This is a genomic window from Pseudomonas sp. CH61 (assembly GCF_059429415.1).
In genome coordinates this window covers 259,135-282,253 of the sequence record NZ_CM182098.1, presented here as the reverse complement: position 1 = coordinate 282,253, position 23,119 = coordinate 259,135, and the positions used below count along the sequence as shown (strand labels likewise).

Annotated in this window: 25 protein-coding genes; 13 read left to right on the top strand and 12 right to left on the bottom strand. The window is 58.3% G+C overall.

Translation table 11 applies throughout. The annotated features are described in order from the left end of the window. Positions 1-130: 130 nt before the first annotated feature. Together AC5SEM_RS01225 and AC5SEM_RS01220 are read right to left on the bottom strand one after the other, a co-directional pair. A complete protein-coding gene (locus tag AC5SEM_RS01225) occupies positions 131-1,498 on the bottom strand; it encodes a DUF1329 domain-containing protein (protein WP_077571173.1) in 1,368 nt (455 codons plus the stop codon). A gap of 23 nt (positions 1,499-1,521) precedes the next feature. After that, the gene (locus AC5SEM_RS01220; protein ID WP_212622956.1) at positions 1,522-3,315 is read right to left on the bottom strand and encodes a DUF1302 domain-containing protein; all 1,794 of its coding nucleotides are present in this window, start codon (positions 3,313-3,315) and stop codon (positions 1,522-1,524) included. A gap of 735 nt (positions 3,316-4,050) precedes the next feature. Here AC5SEM_RS01220 and AC5SEM_RS01215 point away from each other — a divergent pair. Both AC5SEM_RS01215 and AC5SEM_RS01210 read left to right on the top strand, forming a co-directional pair. Then, positions 4,051-6,381, top strand: a complete 2,331-nt coding sequence (locus tag AC5SEM_RS01215) for an S-type pyocin domain-containing protein (RefSeq protein ID WP_495471993.1) — start codon at positions 4,051-4,053, stop codon at positions 6,379-6,381. Next, positions 6,378-6,635 carry an immunity protein gene (locus AC5SEM_RS01210; RefSeq protein ID WP_077571171.1) on the top strand — a complete coding sequence of 86 codons (258 nt, stop codon included), beginning with the start codon at positions 6,378-6,380 and terminating at the stop codon, positions 6,633-6,635. The genes AC5SEM_RS01215 and AC5SEM_RS01210 overlap by 4 nt, the downstream gene beginning before the upstream one ends. A gap of 52 nt (positions 6,636-6,687) precedes the next feature. Here AC5SEM_RS01210 and AC5SEM_RS01205 read toward each other — a convergent pair whose 3' ends face one another. The 5 genes from AC5SEM_RS01205 to AC5SEM_RS01185 all read right to left on the bottom strand — a co-directional run bounded on the left by AC5SEM_RS01205 (position 6,688) and on the right by AC5SEM_RS01185 (position 10,687). Beyond that, a complete protein-coding gene (locus tag AC5SEM_RS01205) occupies positions 6,688-7,599 on the bottom strand; it encodes an SDR family oxidoreductase (RefSeq protein ID WP_495471992.1) in 912 nt (303 codons plus the stop codon). 209 nt (positions 7,600-7,808) lie between these two features. Further along, entirely contained in the window at positions 7,809-8,711 is a 903-nt protein-coding gene (locus AC5SEM_RS01200) for an alpha/beta fold hydrolase (RefSeq protein WP_495471991.1), read from the bottom strand. Continuing rightward, positions 8,711-9,493 carry a class II aldolase/adducin family protein gene (locus AC5SEM_RS01195; protein ID WP_007950070.1) on the bottom strand — a complete coding sequence of 261 codons (783 nt, stop codon included), beginning with the start codon at positions 9,491-9,493 and terminating at the stop codon, positions 8,711-8,713. The genes AC5SEM_RS01200 and AC5SEM_RS01195 overlap by 1 nt, the downstream gene beginning before the upstream one ends. 131 nt (positions 9,494-9,624) lie before the next feature. Beyond that, positions 9,625-10,311 (bottom strand): LrgB family protein, encoded by a 687-nt coding sequence (locus AC5SEM_RS01190; protein WP_077571167.1) that lies wholly within the window; start codon positions 10,309-10,311, stop codon positions 9,625-9,627. Next, positions 10,301-10,687 carry a CidA/LrgA family protein gene (locus AC5SEM_RS01185; RefSeq protein WP_495471990.1) on the bottom strand — a complete coding sequence of 129 codons (387 nt, stop codon included), beginning with the start codon at positions 10,685-10,687 and terminating at the stop codon, positions 10,301-10,303. Before AC5SEM_RS01185 ends, AC5SEM_RS01190 begins: the two co-directional genes overlap by 11 nt. A gap of 95 nt (positions 10,688-10,782) precedes the next feature. On the opposite strand from AC5SEM_RS01185, the gene AC5SEM_RS01180 reads away from it, so the two are divergent. Next, complete coding sequence (locus AC5SEM_RS01180; protein ID WP_495471989.1) at positions 10,783-11,670, top strand: LysR family transcriptional regulator; 888 nt, start codon at positions 10,783-10,785, stop codon at positions 11,668-11,670. On the opposite strand, the gene AC5SEM_RS01175 is transcribed toward AC5SEM_RS01180, so the two are convergent. Then, the gene (locus AC5SEM_RS01175; RefSeq protein ID WP_495471988.1) at positions 11,660-12,115 is read right to left on the bottom strand and encodes a flavodoxin; all 456 of its coding nucleotides are present in this window, start codon (positions 12,113-12,115) and stop codon (positions 11,660-11,662) included. The two genes, AC5SEM_RS01180 and AC5SEM_RS01175, sit on opposite strands and share 11 nt — an antisense overlap. A gap of 153 nt (positions 12,116-12,268) precedes the next feature. On the opposite strand from AC5SEM_RS01175, the gene AC5SEM_RS01170 reads away from it, so the two are divergent. Then, complete coding sequence (locus AC5SEM_RS01170; RefSeq protein ID WP_495471987.1) at positions 12,269-12,745, top strand: PAS domain-containing protein; 477 nt, start codon at positions 12,269-12,271, stop codon at positions 12,743-12,745. Positions 12,746-12,799: 54 nt separating this feature from the next. Then, the gene (locus AC5SEM_RS01165; RefSeq protein ID WP_034154507.1) at positions 12,800-13,405 is read left to right on the top strand and encodes a hypothetical protein; all 606 of its coding nucleotides are present in this window, start codon (positions 12,800-12,802) and stop codon (positions 13,403-13,405) included. 3 nt (positions 13,406-13,408) lie between these two features. On the opposite strand, the gene AC5SEM_RS01160 is transcribed toward AC5SEM_RS01165, so the two are convergent. Further along, positions 13,409-14,368, bottom strand: a complete 960-nt coding sequence (locus tag AC5SEM_RS01160) for a MerR family transcriptional regulator (RefSeq protein ID WP_495471986.1) — start codon at positions 14,366-14,368, stop codon at positions 13,409-13,411. A 213-nt stretch (positions 14,369-14,581) separates the two neighbouring features. Between AC5SEM_RS01160 and AC5SEM_RS01155 the strand changes: the two genes are divergently transcribed. From AC5SEM_RS01155 to AC5SEM_RS01130, 6 genes are all read left to right on the top strand, one after another. Beyond that, complete coding sequence (locus AC5SEM_RS01155) at positions 14,582-15,151, top strand: putative antibiotic biosynthesis monooxygenase (RefSeq protein WP_077571162.1); 570 nt, start codon at positions 14,582-14,584, stop codon at positions 15,149-15,151. Positions 15,152-15,323: 172 nt separating this feature from the next. Beyond that, positions 15,324-16,034 (top strand): dihydromonapterin reductase, encoded by a 711-nt coding sequence (folM, locus tag AC5SEM_RS01150; RefSeq protein WP_495471985.1) that lies wholly within the window; start codon positions 15,324-15,326, stop codon positions 16,032-16,034. Positions 16,035-16,054: 20 nt separating this feature from the next. Further along, positions 16,055-16,615 carry a GTP cyclohydrolase I FolE gene (gene folE / locus AC5SEM_RS01145; protein ID WP_331694732.1) on the top strand — a complete coding sequence of 187 codons (561 nt, stop codon included), beginning with the start codon at positions 16,055-16,057 and terminating at the stop codon, positions 16,613-16,615. After that, positions 16,616-16,987, top strand: a complete 372-nt coding sequence (folX, locus tag AC5SEM_RS01140) for a dihydroneopterin triphosphate 2'-epimerase (protein ID WP_007914273.1) — start codon at positions 16,616-16,618, stop codon at positions 16,985-16,987. A gap of 99 nt (positions 16,988-17,086) precedes the next feature. After that, on the top strand, positions 17,087-17,383 hold the full coding sequence (locus AC5SEM_RS01135; RefSeq protein WP_077571159.1) for a DUF1244 domain-containing protein: 297 nt from the start codon (positions 17,087-17,089) through the stop codon (positions 17,381-17,383). Beyond that, complete coding sequence (locus tag AC5SEM_RS01130; RefSeq protein ID WP_047299789.1) at positions 17,376-17,714, top strand: HopJ type III effector protein; 339 nt, start codon at positions 17,376-17,378, stop codon at positions 17,712-17,714. Before AC5SEM_RS01135 ends, AC5SEM_RS01130 begins: the two co-directional genes overlap by 8 nt. A 183-nt stretch (positions 17,715-17,897) precedes the next feature. Here the strand turns inward: AC5SEM_RS01130 and trxB are convergent, their stop codons facing one another. After that, positions 17,898-18,860 (bottom strand): thioredoxin-disulfide reductase, encoded by a 963-nt coding sequence (gene trxB, locus AC5SEM_RS01125; protein ID WP_116029496.1) that lies wholly within the window; start codon positions 18,858-18,860, stop codon positions 17,898-17,900. 311 nt (positions 18,861-19,171) lie between these two features. Between trxB and cysZ the strand changes: the two genes are divergently transcribed. Together cysZ and AC5SEM_RS01115 are read left to right on the top strand one after the other, a co-directional pair. Then, positions 19,172-19,924 carry a sulfate transporter CysZ gene (gene cysZ, locus AC5SEM_RS01120; protein WP_123594963.1) on the top strand — a complete coding sequence of 251 codons (753 nt, stop codon included), beginning with the start codon at positions 19,172-19,174 and terminating at the stop codon, positions 19,922-19,924. A gap of 42 nt (positions 19,925-19,966) precedes the next feature. Beyond that, the gene (locus tag AC5SEM_RS01115) at positions 19,967-21,166 is read left to right on the top strand and encodes a glycosyltransferase family 4 protein (protein ID WP_495471984.1); all 1,200 of its coding nucleotides are present in this window, start codon (positions 19,967-19,969) and stop codon (positions 21,164-21,166) included. 109 nt (positions 21,167-21,275) lie between these two features. On the opposite strand, the gene AC5SEM_RS01110 is transcribed toward AC5SEM_RS01115, so the two are convergent. Further along, complete coding sequence (locus AC5SEM_RS01110) at positions 21,276-22,379, bottom strand: NADH:flavin oxidoreductase (RefSeq protein ID WP_495471983.1); 1,104 nt, start codon at positions 22,377-22,379, stop codon at positions 21,276-21,278. A gap of 225 nt (positions 22,380-22,604) precedes the next feature. Continuing rightward, the gene (locus tag AC5SEM_RS01105; protein ID WP_077571144.1) at positions 22,605-23,087 is read right to left on the bottom strand and encodes a glutathione peroxidase; all 483 of its coding nucleotides are present in this window, start codon (positions 23,085-23,087) and stop codon (positions 22,605-22,607) included. Between the last annotated feature and the right edge of the window lie 32 nt (positions 23,088-23,119).

The following is a 23,119-nucleotide window of genomic DNA, read 5'->3' as shown; positions in this document are numbered from 1 at the left end:
CTTCTTATCGTTGTGCGCTCACCCTAGCCCTCTCCCGTGCGCTTGTTGACGAGTATTCAGCGCGCTGATTGGCGTCCATAAAAAAGGCGACCGAGCGGTCGCCTTTTGCCTCGCCCTTGTATCAAAACGGTTACCGCACGCCCTCGGCACGCAAGGCCGCTGGCGTGTAGTCGGCAGCCTTGGCTTCGAAGCCGAATTCGTAACTGTGCTTCTCTTCGTTCTTCATCCCCAAGGCAATGTAGCGGCCGGCAATGATGTCGTAGAGCGCTTCCAGTGTGTATGCCTGTGCCTGATGCTCGTAGTGATATTCAGAGTGGCCTTCGGCTACGCGCCAGAGTTGACCACGACCGTCGTAGTGGTCGGCCAGTGCAACCTGCCAACTGTCCTCGTCGATATACATGTGGCGCTTGGCGTAGATATGCCGCTCATTCGGTTTGACGGTGCCGATCACTTCCCAGACCCGGTGCAACTCATAGCGCGTCAGGTCCTGATTGATGTGCCCGGCCTTGACGATGTCGTCGTACTTGAGCTTCGGCGAATCGAGTTTGTAGCTGTTGTACGGGATGTACATTTCCTTCTTGCCGACCAGTTTCCAGTCGTAGCGATCGGGTGCACCGGAGAACATGTCGAAGTTGTCCGAGGTACGCAGGCCATCGGCGGCGGTGCCCGGACCGTCATAAGCAACCTGCGGCGCACGACGCACACGGCGCTGACCAGCGTTGTAGATCCACGCCAGGCGCGGTTCCTTGACCTGATCGAGGGTCTCGTGCACCAGCAGCACGTTACCGGCCAGACGCGCTGGCGCGGTCACCGACTGCTTGAAAAAGGTCAGCACGTTGGCGGCTTTTTCCGGGTCGATATCCTTGATCAGTTGCGGCACGGCGATCTCTTCTTCAAAGCGGATCGGCGTATAGCTGCCGTTGGTCTGCGGGGTCACTTGAGTAATGATGCGTTTGACATTACCGCCGTGATAACGGGTGATGTGGTTCCACAACACCTCGACGCCGTTCTTCGGAATCGGGAACGCGTAATAGCGATTGCCGGTGAAATTGGCCAGGCCGTTACCGTCGTTGATGGTGGTCACGTTGAGCGCACTGCGCTTGGCCGACTCGTAGATTTCCGCCGGTGCGGCGACGGTGCGGTGGGTCGGATAGACCGGGATCTTGTAAGTCTCCGGGTAGCGTTTGAACATCGCCACCTGGCCATCGGAAAGTTTGTCCTTGTACTTGTCGACGTTGGCCGCGGTGATAGTGAACAACGGTTTTTCGTTGGCGAACGGGTCAGCGAGGAAGCCTTTGCTGTCCACCGCTGCAGCATTTTTCGGGATGCCGCCGGTCCATGCCGGGATAGAGCCATCGGCGTTACCGGCCTTCTCAGCGCCGAGCGGGGTCAGGCTGGTGCCGAGCTTGTTGGCCTCGTCTGGCGACACCGCCGCCATCACGTTGGCAGCCAGCAGACTCAGGGCCAGCACGCCACATTGCAGAATCATTTTGCGCATTGCTTTCATCCTTCTCGGGCAGATCAGAAGTTCACGCCGAAGCTCAGAGCGACGAAGTCACGGTCTTCGAGGACGTTGTAGTCACCACCGAAAAAGTCGGTGTAACTGAGGCTCGCGGTGTAGGTGTTGCGGTAGTCGGCATCGACGCCGACGCTGATCGCTTTCGCGCCTTCGTTGAACAGCCCGTTGGGGCCGTAACCGGCGACGTCATGCGACCACGACAGGTTGGGTTTGAGGTTGATCCCGCCGATCACGTTGGCGTAATCGAGGATCGCCCGGGCGCGGTAGCCCCACGAGGTCGAGGTGACGAAACCGTCGGTGTCGCCGCCGAAACCGTATTGGCCATATACCGAGTCGCGGCCATAACGCAGCTTGTCGCGCGACTCCAGACCACCGACCCGCACCACCGCCGCTTCACCGACCAGAGTCAAGCGCTGAGCGCCCCAGACCTGATCGAAAAAGTGCGTGAGGGTGCTCTGGATTTGCGTGACTTCTTTGCGCCGATAGCCTTTGTTGTCCGCTCCCGGTGAGGTCGAAAGTGGCGACGCCGTGCCACCGGCAATCGGGTTGAGCAGCGCCAGCGTCAGGTCGTTGGTGTTGACTTGCACCGGCGCATTCGGGCGGTAGCTGATCTCGCCGGTCCACGCGGTACCGGTGGGCAATGTGGTGGAAAAACTCGCGCCGTAGAGACGAATGTCTTCCGGGTACTCAAGGTAATACCCACCACGTCCGAGCATGACGCTCTGCGCCAGACCGGAGCCGCTGCCGGGGGCCAGACCATTGGCGATCCCGACCATGCCCGGTAACGCCGCCAATGTCGAAAGACCGGCCGTGGTAGTGCCAACCGTCGGTGTACGGCTGTGGTAGTTCATGAAGTAGAGACCGTACTCTGTGTCGTCGCCGAGCCAGCGCAACGCTGTCCCCCACTGCCCGGAATCTCGCGCATCGCGGTCGCCGCCACGGGGAATCACCACGCCTTCGCGGGTCACCTGAATGCCTTGTCCAAAGGCCTGGGTCAGCGGAACAAACGGTGCGATCGCCGGGTTGCCGACGGTGTAGCCGTTGTTGCACCCGTCCGCTGCCACATCGACGCCGAAGAAGGTGCCGCAGTTGTCGAGAACGGTCTGGTCCCATTCCAGTTGATAGAAGCCTTCAACGGTCAGTTGATCGGTCAGGCCTTGCGAACCAAACAGCATGTTGACCGGAATCAGGCCTTCCTTGATCTCCGCACCAGGGCGGCGAAACGCTGAAACGTCGATCGGGTTGATGCTGTTGATCGAGTTGCCGATGAAGGTACTTTCGCCCCAGCTCACCACCTGTTTGCCCGCACGCACGGTGCCCGGCAGGTCGGCGATGGAATAGTTGTGATAGACGAATGCATCGAGAATTTGTGCGCCGGAAGATTTCGCGCCTTCCTTGCGCCCGCTATCGCTGATCTGCTTGAACTCGCGGTCCTCGTCCTTCAGTTCGAAGTCATACCAGTACTTGCCACGCACGAAGACACCGGTGTCGCCGTACTTGAGTTCGAGGTCGTGAATACCTTTGAAGATTTTCGAGAAGGTCTCGCCCTTCTTGAAATTCAAACGCCCGTCATCACCTGTCGAGGATTGCCCGGTACCACCATTGACTGTGCCGACCAGCGATTTGTCGGCATCGCGCATGCCCCAGCTCGCGCCGATCGACAGCGACGAGTCGAAGGTGCCCTCGATTTCGCCAATGTTGAACGCAACCGCTTGCGCCTGGGCGCAGCAACCCAAAGCCACCGCGGCTGCCAGCGCCTGCGGTGTGAAGATGGCGCGCATTGTTGTTTTTGTCATGCGTCTTCCCCGGTGAGTGACAGAAGGCCCCACCCTACTGCCGGGCAACCGCGTCGATAAGCGCACCAAGGAGGTATTCGTGTTGTCGCTCGAAAGGATGAATGGCCTTGCGCCGCGGGGCTTTGCGTCGCTCATGGATTGGCTGGATGGAGGATCATCAGTGCAGCGCATGGTGCACATCGGATCACGGGACTGTTGCATGCCCCGCAACAGTGCATGTCCGGAATCGGTATTTTTCCTACGCGCTCAAGACCTTATTCTGAACGCGCTTTCACGGGACACGCCGCAAAGCACCAAGCACTGGCCTTTGAGCAACTCAGGTCATTGCTGACAGATTTCAGATAAATCGAAGACTTCGGTTTATCGCCCCGGTGTTCACTGACGTTGATTTGTAGCTCCTTGATCCAACGTCTTACCTTGGCCGCTGCGTTTGCAGCGGCCTTTTTTATGGGCGATTAATTCGTCAGAAGTTGCCGCTGCTGAACATTCACCGCCGCGTATTGTAGGAAGCGTCCGAAACTTCATTAAGCCTTATCCCTTCTCGCCCCCTTCAATACTTCTCTCTATTTCTCACAAGAAGCTTCCGACAATCTTCTGCGCCCTTTCCGAGAGATTATTAACTTAGCATATAGATACCTGTTCACAACATTGGCACAGGCACTCAGCTCGACAGCCATCAGTCAATAACGGATAGCTGCCAGCAAATTTTGATATCGCATTTAAAAAGGAATTTAAATGCACAGACCACCCGATCTTACTCTACCCGCCACACCTGTTAACGCACCCGCGCCGGAATGGATGACCCCCATTACCACTACTTCACGCCCTCGCGGCAGCGGTATGTTTGGCAATGGAACCAACCGTCAACTTCAGCAGGTCGAAACATCCGTCAGAACCCAGGGAATAACAAGAACAGTCCGACAAGAGTTCGAAACCAAATCTCAAGCACTACCAACGAATCTGGACGCTGAAATTTCCAGTCATCGATCTCAATATCCCAACTCATCTTTATCCGCCGTACAGGCGTGGCAACGAGAGGTGGATATTCGAGAGGCGTTGCGCACCAGAAAAACTGCCGAGCTTGCGCAGAGAACCACCATTGCGAACGCTTTTTTCGGTAGCGACCCTCGGGATAAATCGTTTGCCGACTTTGTCCGCAAAGCGACCACCATCGACACGTTGATCTGGCCCGGGGCTCGCTCCACACAACTCTGGGAACAGTCCTTTCTGGCGGCCCACGAAGCACAACTTCTGAGGCAGTCGATTGCGCTATTGCAGCAGCAATCGGCGACTGCACACGTCTATTTGAGGGCGGCGCAGAACCAAGAGCAAGCCGCGCGAGTGGCTGCCGAGCAGGCGAGAGTTGCGGCGGAGCAAGCGCAACAATTGGCTGCGCAACGCAGCCGTATCGCAGCAGAACAAAAGCGGCAAAAAGAACTCGCCGAAGCAGCACATGGGGAGCAAACAAGACTTGCTGCTCTGGCAGAGGCTCAGCGGTTGGCTAAGGAACGCGCTCGCACCGACGCAGAAACAAGGCAAGAGGCTGCTGAAAAGGCAAGACTTTCCGAACAGCGTCACCAGCAGGCCTTGGCCGAGGCGACAAGACGCAAAAAGGAAGAGGAGCTGATACGCACGCCAGAACAGGCCCAACTTGCAGAGTTGGCAAAGAAACAGGAACTGGCTGCCATTTTGGCAAGATACTCTGAAATCTTGACACGGTTGATTGCTGAAGCTCGGGCCCAATCGCAGGAGAGATCTCGGATTGCAGCAACGAAGACCGCGGTGGATGGCGCAGATTCCAAAGCTGAAGCAACTGAGCAGCAATTGGCAACCGAGAAGCCTCAACCTCAAACGAAACCGGAACAACCTATCGAGAAGTTGCAACAGCAAGAACGCCGTGCAACAGAAGTTCAGCATGTCTATCCGGCTAATGGAGCACTGGCGAGTAACAGTCCGGCGGTATCATTTGCTTCTAAAGCTACGCACCTTCCTCCAGCAACATCTTCCGCGATTCTTACCTCTCTGCGGGCGGGGTTACTGACCGTGAGAGCAGCAGGGGCTGCGCTGATCAGCGGTCCGGTGCTGGTAGGTTTCGCGGCACTGTTAATGCCATCACGCTTGGGCAACGGCGAACGCTTTTCCATGAGCGTTCCACTTGCGGAGTTGTCGCCGGAGTCTCCTCAGACATTGCGCGAAATAGCGGATCGGCAAGGCACATTAGAGCTGCCCGTGGGATTGGGCGTAAGGCGGGTCGGGGCTGGCGCGGAAATCTTCGTCGCCACAAGCGATGACTTCCATATCCGCTCGAGTGTGCTGGTTCTGAATGCGGCCTATGACTTGCTGAATGATGTTTATGAAGTAGCGCTACCAGATTCGCCGACGGACTTTCTGACCTGGACACCCGCTATCTCGCCGGATGACAGCTCGACGGAATCGCCCATAGTAGATACCGACGCCACTGCATATACGGGCGCTCCGATTGTTCCGATTGAAGGACGGCTGGACCTGAATCCGATTCTGGTCGAAGGCTGGGAACGATTCATCATCGTGTTTCCCGATGACTCGGGGATTGCGCCGCTTTATGTGGTGTTTAGCAGTCCGTACGCGGGAGGTTATGTAAAAGGGAAATACAGCGGTCGGACCTACAACCCAGAGCAGTCTGGTGGACCAATACTTGATCTGGATTGGCGAACGGCTGTAATCACGCAAGCTGGAGTCACCAACGTGAAATTACACGTAGCGAGATTCAACCAATCAGACGCTAACGACATCATGATTCAGCGATTAGAGAGAATTTTAAAAGGTGATCTGAGTTTTACTGACACTGACCTGCGTTACTACACTCACGAATTGAGAGAGCTGGAGCGATACAGAAATTTTGGCTATAGCGACGACACATCGCCCTCTGAGGAATCCACGATATGGAACAATGCCCATACTGCGACCCTTGAGGACTACAAACTCGGTAGCGAATTGACTCTGCTCTACAACGAAGAGGCAGTCAACGCAATGAATGCTCAAGATGAACGGGAATATCAAAACGACATGCGGAGTTTCGCCCAATGACTACTGTCGAGAAAATCATAAAAAACGAACCGATTGCGGACGTCATTTCACTCTTAGCACTTTGTTTTCATCCCATGCGCCTCGATCAAATGTATGCACGTTATCGCAAGGATACAATCCCCCACAGTGTCTTCATCGACACATACAACTCGCTGTTCAGAGAGGGGGTGTTGTCCTACGACGAAAATGGAAAAACCATTAAAGGTCCCAATTGGACACCGCCAGCGTTCATGACAGAAAAACGCTACGACTAAAACACAAAAAGCCACCCGACCATCACTTGCATTGGTCGGGTGGCTTAAGTACTTAAAGCGAATACTTCTGCAAATTCGCCATCATTTCCTTCAGCGCCTCAATATTATCCTTCGGATGCGCCGCCCCTTCGAAATCACAGATCTGCTGCCAGTGCGCCGCGACATCTTCCGGCGAGAAACCCACCCGCGGATCAAAACCGGCACCGAGGCTGCGCTCCCAGCGCACCTTGCCCATCCAGCCGCCACCGACTTCGAACAGTCCAGACGTTTCCTGGCACTGCTCACTGGCCAGATACACCACCAACGGGCTGACCAGCTCCGGCTTCAATTGCTCGAATACTTGCGGCGGGATCAGGCCTTCGGTCATGCGCGTGCCGCCGGTAGGCGCGATGGCGTTGACGAGGATGTTGTTCTTGCGACCTTCGATGGCCAGGGTGCGGGTCAGGCCGTAGAGGCCGAGTTTGGCCATGCCGTAGTTGGACTGGCCGAAGTTGCCGTAGATGCCGGAGGTCGACGCGGTGAAGATCACCCGGCCGTAGTTTTGCTCACGCATGTGCGGCCATGCGGCGCGGGTGACTTTGTAGGCGCCTTCGACGTGGACGCGGTAAACCAGATCCCAGTCGGCGTCGTCCATTTTGTGGAAAGTCTTGTCGCGCAGGATTCCGGCGTTGTTGACCACGACGTCGACGCGGCCGAAGGCATCGAGGGCGTTCTGCACCAGTTTGTCGCCGTCGGTGACCGAGTCGTGGTTGGCTTCGGCAGTGCCGCCGGCTTCGCGGATTTCCGCCACCACGCGATCGGCCGCGGAGGCATTGGCGCCTTCACCCTGGGTCGAGCCGCCGAGATCATTGACCAACACCCTGGCGCCCTGCTTGGCAAACAACAATGCGTGGGCGCGTCCGAGGCCACCACCGGCTCCGGTGACGATGACAACTTTATCTTCGAAACGCACAGACTCATTCATCGCAGCAACTCCAGCAGGCCAGTATTGAGCCTGAGTGTCAGGCACAGGGCTTTTGGTCACAACGAATACGGCTGAGGCTGAATGGTGTGCAATAAGGTTGCGCGATGATGAAGGCGTCAAAGAAACAAAAGAGCAAAAGATCGCAGCCTGCGGCAGCTCCTACATTAGATTTGTGTAGGAGCTGCCGCAGGCTGCGATCTGTTGATCTTTCAGGAGCAGGCGACTTTGCGCGGTGGCAGCACAAAACGCTCGCGAAACGCCAGATAGTGCTTGAGCACCTGCACCGGCGCTTCGGTCTGGGGATAGTGACCAATGCCCGGCAGCAGCACCGTGTCTGCGTCGGGGATCAATTCGCGGTAACGCTCGACCATGTGCGCCCCGGAAATCGGATCGACTTCGCCATCGATCACCCGCAACGGAATCTCGCCACGCTGCATCGCGCTCACCCAACGATCACGCTGCACTCGGCGTTCGGGAATGTAGCTGATCAATTTGTGCATGATCCGAGGCCCGCGATTGCTGTCGACCAGACTCCAGAAGTCGTCCAGTTCACTTTCGCTCGGCCGCGTTTGCGGACCGAAGATCTGCCGGAAGCTTTTCACCAAAGCATCACGAGTAAACGCCCGACCAATCATCCAGCCCAACGGGCTAAGCAGCAGTTTCTGCATCAGCACCGGGCGATGGGTTTCCGGAAACAATCCGCCGTTGAGAAACACGCAACTGGCGATCTCGATCTGGTCTTCGTAGTGTCGGGCAAGCAGTTCTTGCGCAACACTGTCACCGTAATCATGCGCCAGCACATGCACCGGTTGTTCAACCTGCAAATGCGCGAGCAATGCCTGTTGCAGGTCAGCCTGTTCCAGCAGGCTATAGGTGTGATTGATCGGTTTGGCCGAATCGCCAAAACCGAGCATGTCGCAGGCAATCACTCGATATCGCTGGGCCAGCGGCTGCCACAGGTAATGCCAATCCCAACTGGCGGTCGGGAAACCGTGGATCAGCAACAGCGGCTCACCCTGTCCCGCCGTCCAGTAGCGGATCGGCTGGCCACGAAAGACAAACGTCTGGCTGCGTTTGCGCCAGACACACAGAGGAATCTCGGCAAGAGGCATTAGAGTTTATATCCGGGGTCTTGTTTATCGAGTTTGCGCAGCAACGCCGGCCAGGCCAGCGCACCACCCATGCCTTGAGCACTTTTGGTGACGCCGGCGATCATCGCTTTGGCGCCGGCCAGAATTTGCGGTTCGATGGCGATCAGTTCAGCACCACCGGTTTGCGCCATGACCTGAATATCGCAGGCGCGCTGGAAGGTGAACATCATCAGAAACGTATCGGCGATGGTGCCGCCACAGGTCAGCAGACCGTGGTTGTGCAGCATCAGGAAATTGTTCTCGCCCAGATCGGCTTGCAACCGCGCCTTCTCTTCGTGATTCAGCGCCACGCCTTCATAGGCGTGATAAGCCAGACTCGAGAGAACGAACAGCGACTGCTGACTGATCGGCAACACACCCTGCTTTTGCGCCGACACCGCGACACCGGAGGCGGTGTGCGTATGCAGTACGCAAACCACATCGTGCCGCACTTCGTGCACGGCGCTGTGGATGGTGTAACCGGCGGGGTTGATCTCGTAGGGGCTGTCCATGAGTTTGTTGCCGGCCTGATCGACTTTCACCAGGCTCGAGGCGGTGATCTCATGGAACATGAGACCGAACGGGTTGATCAGGAAATCTTCGGTGCCCGGCACTTTGGCGGAAATATGGGTAAAGATCAGATCGTCCCAGCCATGGGCGGCGACCAGACGATAACAAGCGGCGAGATCGACCCGGGTCTGCCACTCTGCGGCGCTGACCTGGTCTTTGACATTAAGGGACGATTGGACGGGGGCTACGCTCACTGTATGCACCTCTGCGTTCTTATTGTTCTGCACGTACGAGCAGTCTAGTCAGGCGCAGAGGATCGCGTAGTTGCATTAGCAGCCAGCTTGATGACTGACCGAGTCAGCAACGCAAACACCTTGGATCCATGTCAAAGCAACGACGCCAACAAAGGTGCAGCGAATAGATTCAGCAAACCGGTCAGCACCATCACCAGCCCGGCGACAGAACCTTCTTCGCCACCCACTTCATGGGCCCGGCTGACTCCGGCACCGTGCGCACCCACCCCGAACAGCGCACCGCGCGCCAAGGCACTGCGCAACGGCAACCACTTCAACAGCACGCCGCCGAGCATTGCGCCAAACACACCGGTGAACATTACAAAGACCGCCGTCAGTTCCGGCACGCCACCCAAGTTCTGCGCCAGCGGCATGGCGAACGGTGTGGTGATCGAGCGTGGCACCAGCGACATCGTCACCGAACTGTCGAGCGCCAGCGCTTTGGCCAGCCCGAACGAGGTGCCGATCGAGGCTGCACTGCCGGCAACCATGCCCAACAGCAGTGCCGACCAGTGCCGCATCAGCAAGCGCCGTTGCTGCCAGATCGGCACGGCGAAAGCCACGGTGACCGGGCCCAGCACCAGCATCAGCCAATGGGTGTTGCTGGAATATTCGGCATACGCGGTGTGCAGCGGCACGGCGAGCGCCAGCAACAACGCCGGCACCAGAATCAGAGGCGACAATACATAGCGTCCGGTGCGCCGATACAACCAGCGACTGAACAGGTATGCCGCCAAGGTAAAGGCCAGCCAGAACATCGGCATCCATTCAAGCTTCATGGGAGCGCCTCGCGCGCACGGCCAGTTCCACGGTGAACGCAGTCACCAGCATCACCATCAAAGTGCTGGCCGCGATCACCAGCAAAATCCGCCAGCCGTCATTGCGCAGCAACGCGCCGTAGTCGAGCAAGCTCATCAGTGCCGGGATGAAGAACAACAACATCTCGGCCATCAGCAAACCCGCGCCCAATTGCAGCGCCCCCGGTTTGACCCAGCCGAAAGCGAAGGCCAACAGCAACAGCGCCATGCCGATCACGCCGCCGGGAATCGGCCAGGCTAGCCATGCGGCGAGTTGGCAGCCAAGCAGGTAGAGACCGAGTAACACGGCGAGTTCGACGAAGAGACGGAAAAAGTGTTTGAGACGGGCGGCGTTCATGATTGTGCTCCTGACAGGGGCCTATTTTACGAAGCGGCCTGCCATCCCCGAAGCGAATTGTTAGACTCAACACCATTCCAAAATGGAATCAGGCGATGGAATTCAAACAGCTGCGCAGTTTTGTCGAAGTCATGCATCAGGGCGGTTTCACCCAGGCCGCCAAAACACTGCACATCAGCCAGTCAGCGGTGAGCAAACAAATCGCGCAACTGGAGCAGAGCCTCGGCACGCCATTGCTCGAACGACTCGGTTCGCAGTTGCGCCTGACCGCCGCTGGCAGTGTGGTGCTGCAACGGGCCGAGGGCATGCTGCGCTTGCGTAACGAATTGCTCGCGGAACTGGATGATCTGAGTCATCTGGCGCGTGGAGAATTGCGCCTGGGTTTGCCGCTGCTGGGTAGCGATGCACTGTTCGCAGAATTGTTTGCCGAATATCGGCGACGCTATCCGAATATCAGCATTCAGTTGCTTGAGGGTGGCAGCCGCAACATCGAGCAGGCAGTGCTGAGCGGTGAACTGGAACTGGGCGGCAGTCTGTTGCCAAAGGATCCGCAATTCGATTGTCAGCCGTTCTGCAATGAGCCACTCGACGCCCTGTTGCCGGCCGATCATCTGCTGGCTGGTCGGGGTGAGATCGGGCTGGAAGAGTTGGCCGAGACGCCTTTTCTGCTCTATCAGCGCAGCTTCGTGCTCAACGACCGCTTGTTGCAGGCGTGCCAGCAACTGGGTTTCACGCCGAAGGAAGGCGGACGCAGCGGTCAGGCAGACTTTCTTGCGGCGCTGGTGGCCGCCGGGCAAGGCGTGGTGCTGTTGCCCAGCGTGGTCGCACGCGGGCTGGTGCGGCCAGGCGTGGTACGCCTGACCTTGCGAGCGCCAGATTATCTGCGTTGGGATATCGCCTTCATCTGGCGTCGCGGCGCCTATCTGTCAAAAGCCGCACAGGCGTGGCTGAGCTTGTTGCGCGAGCGCGCGGTCAGCCCTTGAGGGCGTCGATCAACTGCGCCAGCCAAGGCTCGGCGTCGGTTTCCGGAGTGACGCTTTCGCTGGCGTCGATACGCAGCATCTCCTGCACTTCACGTACGCCCAGTTCACCAAACAGTTCACGCATTTGCTCGCCACCGCCGCAGAAGGTGTCGCCGTAACTGGAGTCGCCCAGCGCAATCACCGCGCCCGGCAAACCACGCCACGCCGCAGGCAACTGGTCGCGAATCGCCGAATACAGCGGCTGCAGGTTGTCGGGCAACTCGCCCATGCCGGTGGTCGACGTCACTGCGAGAAACGCCTCAGGGCCGAACGCTTGAATGTCTGCCAGGCTGGCGCGCGAGTTGTAGAAGGTTTCAAAGCCCGCGGCTTTCAACAGGTTCTGGGCGTGACGGGCGACTTCTTCGGCGGTGCCGTAGACCGAACCGGAGAGGATGGCGACTTTCATCAATCTGATCCTGCAACTGAAAAAAAGAGCGGCGATAGTAACAGCCTCCAACGCAAAGCTGCGACTGGATCTCAATTGGCGGTAATGGCCAGTAGACAGCGCCTACGGTTCTTCTAGAATGCGAGCCACTGACAACTCTGAAAGGATTCAAAGATGATCAACGCAAGCTTGTTGCAAATGGTGATCAACGCGTCGAACGACGGCATCGTGGTCGCCGAAAAAGAAGGTGAGCAGGACAACATCCTGATTTATGTGAACCCGGCTTTTGAACGTCTGACCGGCTACACCAGCGAAGAAATCCTCTATCAGGACTGCCGTTTCCTGCAGTCCGGGGACCGCGACCAAGAGAACCTGGAGCTGATTCGCGACACGTTGCGCGGCGGCGGATCGTGCCGGGAAATCCTGCGCAACTATCGCAAGGACGGCACGCCGTTCTGGAATGAACTGTCGCTTTCCACGGTAAAAAACGCCGATGACGGGCAGACTTATTTCGTGGGTGTACAGAAGGACGTCACCGTTCAGGTCAAGGCTCAGCAGCGCGTGGCGCAGCTCGAAGCCCAAGTCGCAGCCCTTGAAGCAGAACTGGCTGCACTGAAAGCGACAAACGGTCAAAACAAAATCGCGAACTAATTGTCATTAACTACAATCACCAATGACTTTGTATCTATATCTTTCGAGTTAGCCATGCAGCGTGACGCCCTCCTCACTCAGGATGAGCTGGATTTCATCCAGACCATGCAGCACAACCCGCAACTGAACGTGCGGGATGCGACGTCGAGTCTGCTGGTTAACGGCGGTTCGCAGATCCGTGATTTGCTCACGCGCCTGGCCGCTCACGAGCAAGTGACCATTCAGGCCAACTTCGAAAATCAGCAGATGACCTTCCCGCTGCATCTGGTGGAAGACGAGTTTCACGCGCTGCACTTGCGCCTCGGTGTGCCGAGTATTTATGAAGACGGCCCGATGGTGCGGCCATGGCGGTTGACTCTCGAAGAGCCAGTAGCCCTGGAGAACGCCAAAGGTCAGCCGGGCACGTTGTGGGTCCATGAGGTTTCGCACAAAGGTGTGCTACTGGAAGTGCGCAACAAGACCAAACCTCCCAAGCATTTCGCGTTGTGGTTCAGCCCTTCGGGTTACGAGCGGATTTCATTGCGTGGCAATTTCGAACGGGAAACCGAAAATGGTTTCTATGCCTACGAACTGAGCCAGACCGACACCGACGAAACCGAACGCCTGCGCCAGTTCATCCTGCAGCAACATCGCCTGACGCATCCTGCCCTTCACACCTGAGTTTCAGGTATCCAGATTGCCGGCCAGAAACTGCAACATGCGCTGACGCATGTTCGCCCCTTCATTGCCCAGACAGGCAACAGAGGAGCCAGCCAGGCTGTCCTGCGCCAGATCTGAAGCATCGCCCGCCAGCATCAACTGACAATCGAGGCTTAACGCCAGCCGGTTCAGACGCCGAGGTAATTCGGCGCTGGGCGCGTGATTGGAAAACAGCACGAGTGCATCAGGTTTGATCTTTTCGCACACCAGCGTCAGCTCATCGAACGGCTGACCTGTCGTCAGCACCCGAACACCGGCATTGCTGTCGCTGAGAAACAACGCCGCCACCAGCAATTCCAGCTCCCGACACTGCCCGGCCAGCGCACTGACGATCACCCGGCGCGGTTGCGTGCCGCGCAGCATGACAATCCGCTGCAATACGCGCGCGCGCAGGAATCCATCGAAGAACAGCCACTCGCTGGTTTGCCCGAAAGCCTCCTGGCGCTGCAACAATTGCAGCCACAACGGCATGAGGATGTCCTGGAACACCACCGGCAACGCGTAAGAAGAGAAAATCTGCCCATAGACGCGATCCAGTTGCTGGTCGTCGAACGCACTGACCGCCTGCTGGATCTGCTCTTGCCATTGCAGGTAATCGGCCTGCACCAGATCGTCGGGGATGATGTGCGCGAGCACTTTCATCGGTTCGGTCTTGGCGAGGATCTTGCCGACCTTGCTCACGGCGACACCGCGATCAATCCAGTCGACGATGCTGCGCACGCGCTCGATATCGCTCATCGAATAAAGTCGATGCCCACTTTCAGTGCGTGTCGGCTGAATCAAACCATAGCGCCGCTCCCAGGCGCGCAAGGTCACCGGGTTGACGCCTGTCAGGCGTGCGACCTCACGGATCGGGAACAGATCGGCGCGTTCGAGCGCAACAGAGGCCTGCGTAGCGGGGTTTGCGTCCGTGATGACAGGCATATGGCGTTCAACTTCCATGTCGGTTCAATTGGATCCTATTCTAACGCTTATGCCCCGATGGGGTTCAAGTGATGAAATGCGACGAAAGTCGCTGGTTTAATCGTGAAAAACCGGAATAATCCTTGCTTGTTGAAAAACGCAGGCCTCTACCCCGGCCCTGCGTCAGGCGAAATTCCTACCCGGAGTGACGCACTCGAAATACGGAGATACAAAATGTCTACTTCCCCCGTCACGCTGATGGTCGCGCGTCGCGTCGCCGACGGCCGTTATCAGGATTTGATCGCCTGGCTGCGCGAAGGCGAACAACTGGCCACTGACTTTCCCGGTTACCTGGGCTCTGGCGTGCTCGCTCCGCCGCCCGGTGATAACGAGTTTCAAATCATTTTCCGTTTCGTCGATGAACAGACGCTGCATGCGTGGGAATACTCGGCATCGCGCACCGCGTGGCTGAGCCGTGGCAGCGATCTCTTCGCGCACCCGAAAGAGCATCGGGTCAGCGGTATCGAAGGCTGGTTCGGCGCGGCCGGTCAGCGTCCACCGCGCTGGAAGCAGGCTGTCGCGATCTGGCTGGCGTTCTTTCCGGTGTCGCTGCTGTTCAACTTTGTCCTCGGCCCGTTGCTCGCTGACATGAGTTTATTGCCGCGCGTATTGATCAGCACGGCGTGCCTGACGCCGTTGATGGTTTACTTCTTTATTCCGCTGTCGACGCGCTTGCTGGCGAACTGGCTGAACAGCACCCCGGTGCGCCCGTTGCCAGTGACGTCTTCTGCACAGAATCGATGATCTCTGTGTGGGAGCGAGCCTGCTCGCGAATACGGACTGACCTTCAACATTGATGTCGACTGAGACACCGCTTTCGCGAGCAGGCTCGCTCTCACAGTAATGGGGGCCGACGATAGGTGGGCAAGCCAAGTCGCTGTTATAGTTTTTGCTCCCACCGCGATGCGAGCCGTTCATGCCAAATTCCGCAGCCCCGATCCTCATCACCGGTGCCGGCCAACGTGTCGGCCTGCATTGCGCGCAGCGGTTACTCGAGGACGGCTATCGCGTCATCTTCACCTACCGCAGCGAACGCCCCGGCGTACAGACGTTACGAGATCTGGGCGCCATCGGCCTGTTCGCGGACTTCTCCAGCGAGGCTGGGGTTCTTGCCTTCATCAATGAATTGAAAACCCATACCGCCAGCCTGCGCGCCATCGTGCACAACGCCTCCGAATGGCTGGCCGAAACCCCGGACAGCGAGGCCGAAGCCTTCACGCGCATGTTCAATCTGCACATGCTCGCGCCGTACCTGATCAACCTGCACTGCAGTGAATTGTTGAAGCGCTCGACACCCGCCGACATCATCCATATCAGCGACGACGTCACCCGCAAAGGCAGCAGCAAGCACATCGGCTACTGCGCCAGCAAAGCCGGGCTCGACAGCCTGACGCTGTCCTTCGCCGCCCGCTACGCGCCGGCCATCAAGGTCAACGGCATCGCCCCCGCCCTGCTATTGTTCAATCCCGACGACGACGCGGCGTACCGCGCCAAGGCCCTGGCCAAATCCGCGCTGGGCATCGAACCCGGCTGCGAAGTGATCTATCAGAGCCTGCGCTATCTGCTCGACAACCCCTATGTCACCGGTACGACCCTGACCGTCAACGGCGGACGGCACGTCAAATAAGCCGACTCGCGAGGATTTCCATGACCCGCTCACTGCCCGATAATTACCGCGAAATCCTCATCGGTCTCGGTGAAAATCCCGACCGCGAAGGATTGCTCGATACGCCAGTGCGCGCGGCCAAGGCCATGCAATACCTGTGTCACGGTTATGAACAGAGCGTCGATGACATTGTTAACGGCGCGCTGTTTGCCTCGGACAGTGACGAGATGATCATCGTTGCCGACATCGAACTGTACTCATTGTGCGAACATCACCTGCTGCCCTTCATCGGCAAGGCCCATGTGGCTTATATTCCGACGGGCAAGGTGCTGGGATTATCGAAGATCGCGCGGCTGGTCGACATGTTCGCCCGGCGTCTGCAGATCCAGGAAAACCTCACCCGACAAATCGCCGATGCGGTGCAACAGGTCACCGATGCTGCCGGCGTCGCGGTTGTCATCGAGGCCAGACACATGTGCATGATGATGCGCGGTGTCGAGAAACAGAATTCGACCATGAACACCTCGGTCATGCTCGGCGCGTTCCGCGAGTCGAGCAACACCCGCCAGGAGTTCCTGCAATTGATTGGACGGAGCAAGTAAATGCCACAACTTCAGCCGGGAATGGCGCGTATCCGGGTCAAGGATTTGCGCTTGCGCACCTTTATCGGGATCAACGAGGACGAAATCCTCAACAAGCAGGATGTGCTGATCAACCTGACCATTCTGTACGCCGCGCAGGAAGCGGTGCGTGACAACGACATTGATCACGCACTGAATTACCGCACGATCACCAAAGCGATCATCGCCCACGTCGAGGGCAACCGCTTTGCCCTGCTCGAACGCCTGACGCAGGAATTGCTCGATCTGGTGATGAGCAACGGTTCGGTACTGTACGCCGAAGTCGAAGTCGACAAGCCCCATGCGCTGCGGTTTGCCGAATCGGTTTCGATCACGCTCGCGGCTAGCCGCTGAGCTTCAAGCTTCGAGCTGCAAGCGGTAAGCTAACGGCCGACCCCGATCCAATCTTGCAGCTTGAAGCTTGCCGCTCAAAGCTGTCTCGCAGAGACCCCCATGACTGATCAACAACGCCTCGAACTTGAAGCCGCCGCCTTCCGCCGGCTGGTCGCCCACCTGGACAGCCGCAAGGACGTGCAGAACATCGATCTGATGAACCTTGCTGGCTTCTGCCGCAACTGCCTGTCGAAGTGGTACAAGGCCGAAGCCGATGAGCGCCAGATCGAGGTCAGCCTCGATGACGCCCGCGAAGTGGTTTACGGCATGCCGTACGCCGAGTGGAAAGCCCAATTTCAGCAAGAAGCCAACGCTGAACAACAAGCAGCGTTCGCCAAAGGAAAAACCCATGAGTGATCTGAACACCCTGCGCGCCAGCCTCAAGAGCGGCGAACACGCTTTCGCCGACACCCTGGCTTTCATTGCTGCGGGTTACGACTACCAGCCGCAAGCCTTCAACAACGGTGGCGTGGAAAACGCCGCCGGGCAGAACGAAGGTTCGTGCAAGACCTTGGGTCTGGCGCTGCTGGAAGGTCTGAGCGATGAGGAAGCGCTGTTGGCGTTCGGCGAACATTATCGTTCGGTGGTCGCGACGCCAGAGGGCAGCGATCACGGCAACATCCGTGCGTTGATCCAGCACGGCCTGGCCGGCGTCAAATTCACCGCGCAACCCCTGACCCGCCGCTGATCCCAGCTGCAACGTCCCCCCTGTAGGAGTGAGCCTGCTCGCGATAGCGGTGTATCAGTCGACTCATATGTTGACCGGTACACCGCTATCGCGAGCAGGCTCACTCCTACAATGAATTGCGTTGGAGCAGGAATAACGGGCACAAAAAAACCGGCCGAAGCCGGTTTTTTTATGCCTGCGATCTTAGAACGAAGCGTTCTGCAGACCGTCCAGGTAACGCTCGGTGTCCAGTGCCGCCATGCAGCCGGCGCCGGCCGAGGTGATCGCCTGACGGTAAACGTGATCAGCCACGTCACCGGCAGCGAAGATGCCTTCGACGCTGGTTGCAGTCGCGTTGCCTTCACGGCCGCCGTGCACCACCAGATAACCGTCTTTCAGGGTCAGCTGGCCTTCGAACAGCGACGTGTTCGGAGTGTGGCCGATGGCGATGAACACGCCGTCGACGGTGATTTCGTCGAAGCTGCCATCGTTGTTCTTCAGACGCGCACCGGTCACGCCCATGTTGTCGCCCAGCACTTCGTCGAGGTTGGCGTTCAACTTGAGGATGATCTTGCCTTCGGCGACGCGAGCGTTGAGCTTGTCGATCAGGATCTTCTCGGCGCGGAAAGTTTCGCGACGGTGGATCAGGGTCACGGTGCTGGCGATGTTGGCCAGGTACAGCGCTTCTTCAACGGCAGTGTTGCCGCCGCCGACCACTGCAACAGGCTTGTTGCGATAGAAGAAACCGTCACAGGTCGCGCAGGCCGAAACGCCTTTGCCCATGAACGCTTCTTCCGACGGCAGGCCCAGATAGCGCGCGCTGGCGCCGGTGGCGATGATCAGGGCGTCGCAGGTGTAAGTCGCGCTGTCGCCGGTCAGGGTGTACGGCTTGGCAGCGAAGTCGACGGCGTTGATGTGATCGAACACGATCTCGGTTTCAAAACGCTCGGCGTGCTCGCGCATGCGCTCCATCAGCACTGGGCCGGTCAGACCATGGACGTCGCCCGGCCAGTTGTCGACTTCGGTGGTGGTGGTCAGCTGACCGCCAGCCTGCATGCCGGTGATCAGCAGTGGCTTGAGGTTGGCACGGGCCGCGTATACCGCAGCGCTGTAACCGGCAGGGCCGGAACCGAGAATAATCACTCGCGAATGACGGACTTCAGACATGACCTGCTCCTGTTGACCGGGCCAAAAAACGGGCACGGATCGCCGGACTGCCGGCGGGAATAAAAAAGGACCGTGGAAAAACTTGGGGAAGGCTTGAGCTCGACAGTCCTGTAAAAAGTTGGGTGCAGCGTATCGAGGGGGGCAAGATTAAGGAAATACGGTTTAACAATCCAGCTCATAGGTGGTCTCTATGCCGACACACTGACGAGACGGACGTCTTTGTTACAGTGAATGTCGATCGCTCTACCGCGCTTTCGCCGCCGTGGCAAAGTCGGTAAGGTCGGCGCGTTTTCCCTTGCTCGGAGCACCTTATGCCCGCCCCTGTTCTGTCCGGACCGCAATACCTGCGCGAAGGCCTCAAACTGGTTCTCAGCCCTGGCTTGCGCCTGTTCGTGTTGCTGCCGCTGGCAATCAACCTGGTGCTGTTCGTCGGATTGATCTATCTGGCCGGCCACCAGTTCAGCCTGTGGGTCGATACGCTGATGCCGTCGCTTCCTGAATGGCTGAGCTTCCTCAGCTACATCCTCTGGCCCTTGTTCGTGGTGCTGGTGGCATTGATGGTGTTTTTCACCTTCACCATGCTCGCTAATGTGATCGCCGCACCGTTCAACGGCTTCCTCGCGGAAAAAGTCGAAGTGGTGGTGCGCGGCACTGATGACTTCCCGGCGTTCAGTTGGGGAGAATTGATCGCGATGGTCCCGCGCACCCTCGCCCGGGAAATGCGCAAACTCGGTTACTTCCTGCCCCGCGCCATCGGTCTGTTCATCCTCTCGTTCATCCCGGTGGTGAACATCATCGCCGCGCCGCTGTGGCTGCTGTTCGGCGTGTGGATGATGGCGATCCAGTACATCGACTACCCGGCGGACAACCACAAACTGGGCTGGAACGAAATGCTCGCCTGGCTGCGCCAGAAGCGCTGGCAGAGCATGAGCTTTGGCGGGATCGTCTATTTGGTGTTGCTGATACCGGTGGTCAACATCCTGATGATGCCGGCGGCTGTGGCCGGGGCGACGTTGTTCTGGGTGCGTGAACGTGGCGCAGAGAATCTGCTGACTCAGCGCTAACGCGACGTCACAAATCCATCATCCGAACGTCACAAGCACGACATGGCCTTAGCCGACACTGAGGTCATGACGACAGCTCTACACATCACCCTGATCAGCGAAACCTTCCCACCGGAAATCAACGGCGTGGCCAATACCCTTGGCCGCTTGTGCGATGGGTTGCGCGCGCGTGGGCATCAGGTTGAACTGGTGCGACCGCGTCAGGCCGGTGATCCGCAGCGCAGTGAGGATGACTCGCTGTTGCTGTGTCGGGGCTGGCCATTGCCGGGGTATCCGGGGCTGCAATGGGGTCAGTCGTCGATGCACAAACTGCTGCGGCGCTGGAAACGTCAGCGTCCCGATGTGCTGTATATCGCCACGGAAGGACCGCTCGGGTTATCGGCCCTGCGTGCGGCGCGGCGTCTGGGGATTTCGGTAGTCAGCGGTTTCCATACCAATTTTCAGCAGTACACCAGTCAGTACGGCCTCGGCTTACTGACGCGGATGCTCACGCATTATCTGCGCTGGTTTCACAATCGTTCGGCCATGACGTTGGTACCGAGCGTCAGCCAGCGCCTGGAACTGGAGCGGCGCCATTTCGAGCGTTTGGCGCTGTTGTCGCGCGGTGTCGATAGCCAGTTGTTTCATCCAAGCAAACGGCTGAATGCCTTGCGTGAGCAATGGGGCCTGTCCGAGCAGGACATTGCGGTGATTCACGTAGGACGGCTCGCGCCGGAGAAGAACCTTGGCCTGCTTAAACGCTGCTTCGAAAATCTGCGTGACACTTATCCACAGCGCAATCTGAAACTGATCGTGGTTGGCGACGGGCCGCAACGGCTGGCGCTGGAAAAGGATTTACCCGGGGCGATTTTCTGCGGCGCGCAGCGCGGTGAAGCGTTGGCGGCGCACTACGCGTCCGGGGATCTGTTTCTGTTTCCGAGCCTGACGGAAACCTTCGGCAACGTGGTGCTGGAGGCGTTGGCTTCAGGGTTGGGCGTGGTGGCTTACGATCAGGCTGCGGCGGCGCAGCACATTCGCCATGGCTACAACGGCGTGCTGGCGATGCCTGGTGATGAGCAGGCCTTTTGCGAGGCGGCGGCGTGGTTGCTGGAAGAGGACGAGACGTTGCGTTGCGTGCGTTTGAATGCGCGGCAGCATGCGAGTCGCCAGGGTTGGCCGGCGGTTATCGAGCAGTTTGAAAAGCATTTGCGCGGGGCTTGTGTGGGGGAGCAAGTTGTCCCGAATGCGCAGACACTGCCTTGAATCCAGGCGACTTGGAGACCGCCATCGCGAGCAGGCTCACTCCTACAGGTGGAATGCATTCCAATTGTAGGAGTGAGCCTGCTCGCGATGGCGTCAGTACAGCCGCTGATTAAACCAGCGTCATCAACGCCTCACGGCTGAACGGCAAGATATCCTGCTCGCGCCCTTCACGAACCTTCAGCGCCCAATCCGGATCGACCAGCAGCGCACGCCCTACCGCCACCAGATCGAATTCCTCTTTGTTCAGACGCTCCAGCAGGTTCTCCAGACTGGCCGGTTGCGCGACCTTGTCGGTGTTGACCATGAACTGCAGGAACTCGCCATCCAGACCGATGCTGCCAACGGTAATGGTCGGCTTGCCGGTGAGTTTGCGCGTCCAGCCTGCCAGGTTCAGATCGGAACCGTCGAACTCCGGCTCCCAGAAGCGCCGCGTCGAGCAGTGGAAAATATCTACGCCGGCGTCAGACAACGGTTTGAGGAATTCGCCCAAGGCTTCCGGGGTTTGCACCAGACGCGCGGTGTAATCCTGCTGTTTCCACTGCGAGAAACGGAAGATGATCGGGAAACCTTCGCCTACGGCCGCACGTACGGCTTGAATCAGTTCGATGGCAAAGCGCGAACGGTTGGCCAGGCTGCCGCCGTATTCGTCGCTGCGCTGGTTGCTGCCTTCCCAGAAGAACTGGTCGATCAGGTAACCATGCGCGCCGTGGATTTCCACGCCGTCCATGCCGATGCTTTGTGCATCCTTGGCGGCTTGGGCGAACGCGGCGATCACGTCCTTGATGTCCTGTTGGGTCATGCCGTGCACCACGACCTGACCGTCCTTGAGTTTTTCCGACGGGCCGTAAGCCGGCACGCTGGCGTCCGGCTCGGTGCCGATGCGGCGCACGCTGCCGACATGCCACAGCTGCGGAACAATTTTGCCGCCTTCAGCGTGAACAGCGTCGACAACTTTCTTCCAACCGGCCAATGGCGCGTCACCAAAGAACTGCGGCACGTTGGGGTAACCGTTGGAGGCGATGTGGCCGACGGTGGTGCCTTCGGTGATGATCAGGCCGACACCGGCCGCTGCGCGACGACGGTAGTACTCGATGACTTTCGAATTAGGCACGCCACCCGGAGAGAAGGAGCGAGTCATCGGCGCCATGACCACACGGGTCGGCAGTTCGAGGGCACCGAGATGGAACGGTTTGAACAAGGCTTGAACCGGCATTGGAAGGCTCCACAGGGAATGACTTTATGACGGCGATAATATGGAGAGCCCAAGCCGTTGAACAGCATTATTGATTTCGGTGATTAAGGATTAAAAGACGCAAAGCAAAAGATCGCAGCCTTCGGCAGCTCCTCCATGATCGGATGCGATTGGAACAAAAAAAATCGCAGCCCCGACAATCCCGTGTAGGAGCTGCCGAAGGCTGCGATCTTTTGATTTTGCTTTTCAGCCCAGCGCTTTTTCAATCGCATGAACAATGGTCGGATCATCCGGCGCCGTGCGCGGCGAAAACCGGGCCAGCACCCGACCGTCCTTGCCGAGCAGAAACTTCTCGAAATTCCAGGTGATGTCACCGGGAAACTCCGCGCCCTCGCCCGCCAGCAGACGGTAGAGCTGGTGACGATCATGACCGTTGACTTCAAGCTTGCTCGACAACGGAAACGTCACGCCATAGTTAAGGCTGCAGAAGTCCTGAATGTCCTTTTCGGAACCGGGCTCCTGGCCGGCAAACTGGTTGCACGGCAGGCCCAGCACACTGAAGCCTTTGCCTTTGAACTGCTGATAGAGGTTTTCCAGCGCCGCGTACTGTGGGGTCAAGCCGCATTTGGAGGCGACGTTGACCACCAGCACGACTTGGCCCTTGAACGGCGCCAGCGGTAGCTCCTGACCATCCAGGGCTGTCAACTTAAGGTCGTGAAAAGCACTCATGACGAACTCCAAGATTCCCGTGTTCTACTCGA

Coding starts and splice junctions, on each gene's coding strand:
- AC5SEM_RS01225 (WP_077571173.1), bottom strand. CDS start 1,498: ATGCGCAAAATGATTCTGCAATGTGGCGTGCTGGCCCTGAGTCTGCTG.
- AC5SEM_RS01220 (WP_212622956.1), bottom strand. CDS start 3,315: ATGACAAAAACAACAATGCGCGCCATCTTCACACCGCAGGCGCTGGCA.
- AC5SEM_RS01215 (WP_495471993.1), top strand. CDS start 4,051: ATGCACAGACCACCCGATCTTACTCTACCCGCCACACCTGTTAACGCA.
- AC5SEM_RS01210 (WP_077571171.1), top strand. CDS start 6,378: ATGACTACTGTCGAGAAAATCATAAAAAACGAACCGATTGCGGACGTC.
- AC5SEM_RS01205 (WP_495471992.1), bottom strand. CDS start 7,599: ATGAATGAGTCTGTGCGTTTCGAAGATAAAGTTGTCATCGTCACCGGA.
- AC5SEM_RS01200 (WP_495471991.1), bottom strand. CDS start 8,711: ATGCCTCTTGCCGAGATTCCTCTGTGTGTCTGGCGCAAACGCAGCCAG.
- AC5SEM_RS01190 (WP_077571167.1), bottom strand. CDS start 10,311: ATGAAGCTTGAATGGATGCCGATGTTCTGGCTGGCCTTTACCTTGGCG.
- AC5SEM_RS01185 (WP_495471990.1), bottom strand. CDS start 10,687: ATGAACGCCGCCCGTCTCAAACACTTTTTCCGTCTCTTCGTCGAACTC.
- AC5SEM_RS01180 (WP_495471989.1), top strand. CDS start 10,783: ATGGAATTCAAACAGCTGCGCAGTTTTGTCGAAGTCATGCATCAGGGC.
- AC5SEM_RS01175 (WP_495471988.1), bottom strand. CDS start 12,115: ATGAAAGTCGCCATCCTCTCCGGTTCGGTCTACGGCACCGCCGAAGAA.
- AC5SEM_RS01170 (WP_495471987.1), top strand. CDS start 12,269: ATGATCAACGCAAGCTTGTTGCAAATGGTGATCAACGCGTCGAACGAC.
- AC5SEM_RS01165 (WP_034154507.1), top strand. CDS start 12,800: ATGCAGCGTGACGCCCTCCTCACTCAGGATGAGCTGGATTTCATCCAG.
- AC5SEM_RS01160 (WP_495471986.1), bottom strand. CDS start 14,368: ATGCCTGTCATCACGGACGCAAACCCCGCTACGCAGGCCTCTGTTGCG.
- AC5SEM_RS01155 (WP_077571162.1), top strand. CDS start 14,582: ATGTCTACTTCCCCCGTCACGCTGATGGTCGCGCGTCGCGTCGCCGAC.
- folM (WP_495471985.1), top strand. CDS start 15,324: ATGCCAAATTCCGCAGCCCCGATCCTCATCACCGGTGCCGGCCAACGT.
- folE (WP_331694732.1), top strand. CDS start 16,055: ATGACCCGCTCACTGCCCGATAATTACCGCGAAATCCTCATCGGTCTC.
- folX (WP_007914273.1), top strand. CDS start 16,616: ATGCCACAACTTCAGCCGGGAATGGCGCGTATCCGGGTCAAGGATTTG.
- AC5SEM_RS01135 (WP_077571159.1), top strand. CDS start 17,087: ATGACTGATCAACAACGCCTCGAACTTGAAGCCGCCGCCTTCCGCCGG.
- AC5SEM_RS01130 (WP_047299789.1), top strand. CDS start 17,376: ATGAGTGATCTGAACACCCTGCGCGCCAGCCTCAAGAGCGGCGAACAC.
- trxB (WP_116029496.1), bottom strand. CDS start 18,860: ATGTCTGAAGTCCGTCATTCGCGAGTGATTATTCTCGGTTCCGGCCCT.
- cysZ (WP_123594963.1), top strand. CDS start 19,172: ATGCCCGCCCCTGTTCTGTCCGGACCGCAATACCTGCGCGAAGGCCTC.
- AC5SEM_RS01115 (WP_495471984.1), top strand. CDS start 19,967: ATGGCCTTAGCCGACACTGAGGTCATGACGACAGCTCTACACATCACC.
- AC5SEM_RS01110 (WP_495471983.1), bottom strand. CDS start 22,379: ATGCCGGTTCAAGCCTTGTTCAAACCGTTCCATCTCGGTGCCCTCGAA.
- AC5SEM_RS01105 (WP_077571144.1), bottom strand. CDS start 23,087: ATGAGTGCTTTTCACGACCTTAAGTTGACAGCCCTGGATGGTCAGGAG.